The organism is Burkholderia sp. AU45251 (genome assembly GCF_030482905.1).
GTDB lineage: Bacteria > Pseudomonadota > Gammaproteobacteria > Burkholderiales > Burkholderiaceae > Burkholderia > Burkholderia aenigmatica.
Genome location: NZ_JAUJQH010000009.1, coordinates 246,483 through 253,498, shown reverse-complemented (window position 1 = coordinate 253,498; position 7,016 = coordinate 246,483). Strand labels below are relative to the sequence as shown.

The 7,016-nt window shown below is 62.2% G+C and carries 4 protein-coding genes; 3 read left to right on the top strand and 1 reads right to left on the bottom strand.

Annotated elements, in window-relative coordinates:
- The first annotated feature begins 483 nt into the window (after positions 1–483).
- Together QZM67_RS20200 and QZM67_RS20195 are read left to right on the top strand one after the other, a co-directional pair.
- Positions 484–2,559: a molybdopterin-dependent oxidoreductase gene (locus QZM67_RS20200; protein WP_301806097.1), complete on the top strand. Its 2,076-nt coding sequence runs from the start codon at positions 484–486 to the stop codon at positions 2,557–2,559.
- A 136-nt stretch (positions 2,560–2,695) separates the two neighbouring features.
- Positions 2,696–4,369: a long-chain fatty acid--CoA ligase gene (locus QZM67_RS20195; RefSeq protein WP_043191508.1), complete on the top strand. Its 1,674-nt coding sequence runs from the start codon at positions 2,696–2,698 to the stop codon at positions 4,367–4,369.
- Positions 4,370–4,635: 266 nt separating this feature from the next.
- On the opposite strand, the gene QZM67_RS20190 is transcribed toward QZM67_RS20195, so the two are convergent.
- Positions 4,636–5,787, bottom strand: coding sequence for a porin (locus QZM67_RS20190; protein ID WP_175021525.1), 1,152 nt, complete (start codon positions 5,785–5,787; stop codon positions 4,636–4,638).
- A gap of 276 nt (positions 5,788–6,063) precedes the next feature.
- On the opposite strand from QZM67_RS20190, the gene coq7 reads away from it, so the two are divergent.
- Complete coding sequence (gene coq7, locus QZM67_RS20185) at positions 6,064–6,690, top strand: 2-polyprenyl-3-methyl-6-methoxy-1,4-benzoquinone monooxygenase (RefSeq protein ID WP_027788457.1); 627 nt, start codon at positions 6,064–6,066, stop codon at positions 6,688–6,690.
- The last annotated feature ends 326 nt before the right edge of the window (positions 6,691–7,016 follow it).

The following is a 7,016-nucleotide window of genomic DNA, read 5'->3' as shown; positions in this document are numbered from 1 at the left end:
AGGACCGTGAAACGACTCTACGCCGATGATAGTGCGGATTCCCGTGTGAAAGTAGGTAATCGTCAGGCTCCCTAAGCCAGAAACCCCCGCCCGAAAGGCGGGGGTTTTTGCATTGGCGCGACGGAAATGCGTGCGGGCTGGGAAGGGCATTGCACATCACCGCGCCCAAGCGCACCCAATCGCAGCGTCCGATTTCCAAAAAGCCGATATCCTTCGCGATCCTTGGGTCAATCGATCCTATCTCCGCTCAAAGCTGCAATCCCTTCATCCCCGTGTATCGGTTGGCGCCGTCGTGCAGCGTCGATAGCGAACACCGGATTGGCCACGCAAGTCTCCCCCACGGAAGACACACGGAACCACCGAAACTCTCCTCGCATCCACCAATCCCATTTCGGCCGGATAACTCAGAATCCGCACGAAATGAACGCTTTATTCGGCGTGTCCACGTAAAATTTGCGAATCCCCATCTCTGCATTCAAAACGATGAACGCCGCCATTCAGATAGCCCGGGCCGTTTGCCCGCATGATTGTCCGGACACGTGCGCAATGCGTGTGACTGTCGAAAACGGCAAGGCGATCAAGGTCACGGGCGATCCCGACCACCCGCCGACGCAAGGCGTGTTGTGCACGAAAGTCAGCCGATACGCCGATCGCGTTCATCACCCCGACCGCCTCACCGTCCCGCTCAAGCGAATCGGCGCGAAAGGGGAAGGGCGTTTCGTGCCGATCAGCTGGGACGAGGCATTCGATGAGATCGGCCGTCGTCTCGGTGAAATCGCGACGCGCGCACCGGAAGCGATCCTGCCGTACAGCTATGCGGGGACGATGGGGCTCGTGCAGGGGGAGGGCATCGCCCAGCGGTTCTTTCACAAGCTCGGCGCATCGCGGCTCGAGCGCACGATCTGCGCGGCGGCTGGCGCAGCGGGGTTGCGTTATACCTATGGTGGCAGTCTCGGTATGCACCTTGAGCACTTCGAGGAAAGCGAGCTGATTCTGATTTGGGGCGCGAACCCGATCGCGTCGAGCCTGCACTTCTGGACGCGTGCGCAGGAAGCGAAGCGCCGAGGCGCTCGTCTGGTCGCCATCGATCCGTACCGTTCGCTGACGGCGGAAAAGTGCCATCAGCATATCGCGTTGAAACCAGGCACCGATGGCGCGCTCGCGCTCGGCATGATGCACGTGCTGATTACCGAAGATCTGCTCGATCGCGACTACATTGCCAGCCATACACTCGGCTTCGATGCGCTCAAGGAGCGGGCGATGTCCTATCCGCCGGAACGCGTTGCGCAGATCTGCGGTATCGATGCGTCCGAGCTGGTCGACCTTGCGCGTCGCTACGGCGCTACCCGCAAGGCATCGATCCGCCTCAACTATGGCATGCAGCGCGTCCGCGGCGGTGGTAACGCCGTACGCGCGATCGCCAGTCTGCCGGCGCTGACGGGGGCCTGGCGGGATCGGGCCGGCGGGCTGTTGCTCTCGTCGTCGGAATCTGCACCGGTCAACCAGGCGGCGCTACTGCGCCCGGACTTAATGCCGGGCTGGCCGCACACGCTGCCGCGTATCGTCAACATGAACGCGATTGGCGATGCGCTGTTGCACCCGGGCGATGCAAGCTTCGGGCCGAAAGTTGAAGCGGTGATCGTGTACAACTCGAATCCGGTGGCGGTCGCGCCGGACTCTTCGAAGGTTGCCGCAGGGTTCGCGCGCGACGATCTGTTCACGGTCGTTCTCGAGCATTTCAAGACAGATACCGTCGATTTCGCCGACATTGTGTTGCCGGCGACCACGCAGCTCGAGCATCTGGACATCCACAAATCGTACGGCCACACCTACGTGATGGCGAACCTGCCGTCGATTCCCCCGGTGGGAGACGCGCGGCCGAATACGGAGATCTTCCGCGGCATCGCGCGCAGCATGGGGCTCGACGAGCCCGCGCTTTATCACAGTGACGACGAGGTCGCGCGCGCGGCGCTCCGCTGGGACGATCCGGTGCTCGACAGCGACTGGGACACGCTGAAGCGTGATGGCTGGCTGAAGCTCAAGCTGCCGGAGGCGCCGTTCGCGGAGGGCGGTTTCCGTACGCCATCCGGCAAGTGCGAGTTCCACAGCCCGCGGCTCGAGCAGATGGGTGTGGATCCCGTGCCGGACTACCTGCCGCCTTTCGAATCGGCCGAGGCTGCGCCCGAGCTTGCCGCGCGCTATCCGCTCGCGATGATTTCTCCGCCGGCCCGCCACTTCCTGAACAGCACGTTCGTGAACGTCGACAGCCTGCGTCACACCGAAGGCGAGCCGCATCTCGACATCCACCCGTCGGATGCCGAAGTGCGCGGCATCACCGAAGGCGACGTCGTACGGATCTTCAACGACCGTGGATCGATGCAGGCGCTCGCGAGAATTACCGATCGCGCACGTGCCGGGCTCGTCGTCGGGCTGTCGATCTGGTGGAAGAAGCTGTCACCGGACGGCAGGAACGCAAACGAGGTGACGAGCCAGGCGTTGACCGATCTTGGTAATTCGGCGACGTTTTACGATTGCCTTGTGGAAGTTGAGCGCATTTGATCGAATATCCCCGTATGATCAGACGATTTTCCACAGAAGTTCGAAGTGGACATCTAACCCTGTTGTCTCGGGACGAGCGAGCCGTTACGATGCGTTTTAGCACGACCATTCGAAAATCTGTGAGGAGACGCGCAGTATGGACAAAATTTGGCTGAAATCGTACCCACCCGGCGTTCCAGCCGAAATTGACGCGTCTCCTTATCCCTCTGTCCCAGACCTGCTCGACGAAAGCTTCCGGCAGTATCGCGACCGCACAGCGTTCGTCTGCATGGGCAAGGGCATCACGTACGGCGAACTCGACAAGCTGTCGCGCCAGTTCGGCGCGTGGCTGCAATCGCGCGGGCTCGCGCGCGGTGCGCGCGTCGCGATCATGATGCCCAACGTGCTGCAGTATCCCGTGGCGATCGCCGCGGTCCTGCGCGCGGGCTACACCGTCGTCAACGTCAATCCGCTCTATACGCCGCGCGAGCTCGAACATCAGCTGAAGGACAGCGGTGCGGAGGCGATCGTCATCCTCGAGAATTTCGCGTCGACGCTACAGGCCGTCATCGCGAAAACGGGCGTCAAGCACGTCGTCGTCGCATCGATGGGCGATCTGCTGGGCATCAAGGGCTGGCTCGTCAACTACGTCGTGCGCAACGTGAAGAAGATGGTGCCTGCCTGGCAGCTGCCGTCGTTCACGCGCTTCAAGGCCGCGCTGTCGGAAGGCGCGCGGCAGGCATTCAAGGCGCAGAAGATCGGCCCCGACGACGTTGCGTTCCTGCAATACACGGGCGGTACGACCGGCGTGGCGAAGGGCGCGACGCTGCTGCACCGGAACATCGTGTCGAACGTGCTGCAGGCGGGCGCCTGGCACCATCCGGCTCATGAGAAGTACCCGGAGGTGAAACAGTTCGTGACGGTTGTGGCGCTGCCGCTGTATCACGTGTTCGCGCTGACCGTCTGCGGCTTCCTGACGATGCGTACCGGCGGCATGGGTATCCTGATCCCGAACCCGCGCGACATCGCCGGCATGATCAAGGAGCTGAAGGGCTACCAGATCTCGACGATCCCGGCGGTCAACACGCTGTACAACGCGCTGCTGAACCACCCGGAATTCAATCAGCTCGACCTGTCGAAGCTCGTGATCGCCAACGGCGGCGGCATGGCGATCCAGGAAGGCGTCGCGAAGCGCTGGTATGAAAAGACCCATACGGCGATCATCGAAGGCTACGGGCTGTCCGAAACGTCGCCGGTGGCGACCTGCAACCCCGTGACGGCGACCGAATACAGCGGGACGATCGGCCTGCCGCTGCCGTCGACCGAAGTGGCGATTCGCGACGACGCCGGCAACGACGTCGCGCTCGGCGAACCCGGCGAGATCTGCATCCGCGGGCCGCAGGTGATGGCCGGCTACTGGAACCGGCCGGACGAGACCGCGAAGGTCATGTTCGCGGACGGCTTCTTCAAGACGGGCGACGTCGGCGTGATGGATGCGCGAGGTTACGTGAAGATCGTCGACCGGAAGAAGGACATGATTCTGGTATCGGGCTTCAACGTGTATCCGAACGAAGTCGAGGACGTGGTGGCGTCGCATCCGGGCGTGTTCGAGGTGGCGGCTGTCGGTGTGCCCGACGAGCATTCCGGCGAAGCCGTGAAGCTGTTCATCGTGAAGAAGGACCCGGCGCTCACCGACAAGGACATCCTTGCCTACTGCAAGGAGCGGCTCACCGGCTACAAGCGGCCGAAGCTGGTCGAGTTCCGGACGGAACTGCCGAAAACGAACGTCGGCAAGATCCTGCGACGCGAACTGCGCGACGGACGCGCGTAACGGCGCAGTCGATCGAATGGAAAAGCCCGGCTTCTGCCGGGCTTTTTTGTTTGCGGCGCGGCCCCGAAGACGCTGTTTCGGAACGAGGCGGCTTCCGGAATGGGCCGGTGGCGGAGCCGTGCATGTCGACGCGGCAGACGGCGCAGCGCCCGCGTCACGAGCGCGTGGTGGCCGGTGCAGCCGCGCTTTCGCTGCGCGGCTGCACCGGAAAAGAAAAAGGCGCCCGAAGGCGCCTTCAATATGCTGCGGCTTGCTGGGCAAGCTGATTAGAACTTGTGACGGATACCGACGCGCGCTGCGACCTGGTTGCTGCTGCTCGAGCCTGCGAGACCGTTGATCGCTGCCGTTGCCTTCAGGACGTTGCCGTTCGCGTCGAGTACGCTGCCCGATGCGTGCTGATACACGCCGATCACGTAGACATCGGTACGCTTCGACAGGAAGTAGTCGACGCCCAGTGAACCCTGGTGGTACTTGGCTGCCGAGTTGCCGTCGATCTTGCTGCCTTGCGTGTAGTCGTACGCTGCGCCGAGAATCAGCGCCGGGGTCAGCTGATACTTGAAGTTGATTTCGCCGTTGTTGAACGTCGCGGTCTGGTTCACGAACGGGCCTGCCGAGAAGCCCTTGAACTTCGTGTTCGAGTACGTCGCGCCGATCGTCGCTGCGCCGAACGTGTAGGCGCCGCCCGCACCGATGACCTGGTACGTGTTCGCGTTGTTCGCGTATGCACCGTAGATCGGCGACGATACCGACGAAGACGCGGAACCGTTGTTGAACATGCCGCCGAACTGGTTCGGCGTACGTGCGTTCAAGTAACCGACGCCCAACACCAGCGGGCCGTTGTTGTAGCCTGCGCCGAGCGACCAGACCTGGTTCTTCGCGAACTGGCCGGCTTGACCGCCGAAGCTGTACATGCCGCCGAACGAGAAGCCGCCGTAGGTCGCGCTCGTGAACTTGACCGCGTTGTTCACACGGTACGCGTTGTTGAAGTTGTCCAGGTCGCCCGGGTGAGCAGCGATGTAGCCGCCCCACTGGTCGCCTGCCTCGAGCGGGCCGACGAAGTCGACGACGGAGTCGTATTGACGACCCAGCGTGACCGTACCGTACTGGCTCGACAGGCCGACATAAGCCTGACGACCGAACATCAGGCCGCCCTGACCGAGCTTGCCGCTATTCACGTCGAAACCGTTTTCGAGGGTGAAGATCGCCTTCAGGCCGCCACCGAGGTCTTCGGTGCCGCGCATGCCGAAGCGGCTGCCTTGCATCACGCCGCTTGCCATGCTGTACAGGTGCTTGCCGCCTGCGTTGTTGTTGAAGAGCAGGCCTTCATCGATGATGCCGTAAAGCGTCACGCTGCTTTGCGCATGGGCAGCGCCAGCGAACGCGCCCAGCGCGACGAGCGCGAGAAGCGACTTTTTCATTAACGGATCTCCAAAATTCACTGAATTATTCTGGCGGGGCAGATAGTTATGTTCTGTTGACGGGCCCCATCAACTTCGCAAGAAGTCGGACGTAATGTAGCAAAACCGTTTTTTGCCACAAAGCGAAATGCCGCAGCTCAAGGCCGCCATGTTTCCTTTATGCAACAATGGTTAAAATCACGGGTTAACCGCAATTTCCGCTGAATAATCAAGTCGGTTACGCAGCGGACTCGTGCCCTTGCCGCTCGCGGCAGCACCTGCAGCCAGGAGAACAGGATGGTGTTTGATGAACTGATCAGCGAATTCGATCGCGGCCTGCGATCGCTGACCGGCATTAGCCGGATGAGCCGCCCGGTGCCCGCACCGGCCGAGGCGCCGGCCGTCGAACTGACGCCTGCGGAGCGCACGCATGCCGCCGGGCTGATGCGCGTGAACCACGTCGGCGAGGTCTGCGCGCAGGCGCTCTACCAGGCGCAGAAACTCACCGCGCGCACGGCGTCGGCGAAGGCGATGTTCGAAGAGGCCGCGCGGGAGGAGGAGGACCACCTCGCGTGGACCGCGCACCGCCTGAAAGAGCTCGACTCGCGTCCGAGCCTGCTGAACCCGCTCTGGTATGCGGGTTCGCTCGCGATCGGCGTGGCGGCCGGCGCGCTTGGCGACAAGGTCAGCCTCGGCTTCATGGCCGAGACCGAGCGCCAGGTCGAGAGCCATCTCGAAGGTCATATGTCCGAGCTGCCGGCGGCCGATACTGCGTCGCGCGCGATCGTCGACCAGATGCGTATCGACGAAGTGAAACACGGCAAGGCGGCGGCCGACGCCGGCGGAATCGAGTTGCCGCTGCCCGCGCGGATGCTGATGCGCGCGGCGTCGAAAGTCATGACGAGCACTGCGTACTATCTGTGAGATTCGCACCGGGGCGACGTGGGACGCCGCCCCGGTTTCCTGCCCCTGATACCGCCCGTTTATTCCTCGTTTTCCCGCCCCCGAAAGCCCCGTCCGCACACCCCTCTGGCCCGTCTTTCTCACGTATCACCTTCACAAGTTGCACTAGCTCATTCATTTATAACGGTTTTTGGTATGAGGGGTCGCATGAGCATGTGCGCGTAAGTCCTTGTTCTAACTAACAAAATTCGTCAAAAAAGCGGGCCGCTCCCTTGACCGTGCCACACCCTTCCTCTAAAGTGGGAGACAGTGTGAGAAAGTGTATTTTTGTGTGATTTAGCGGGCTA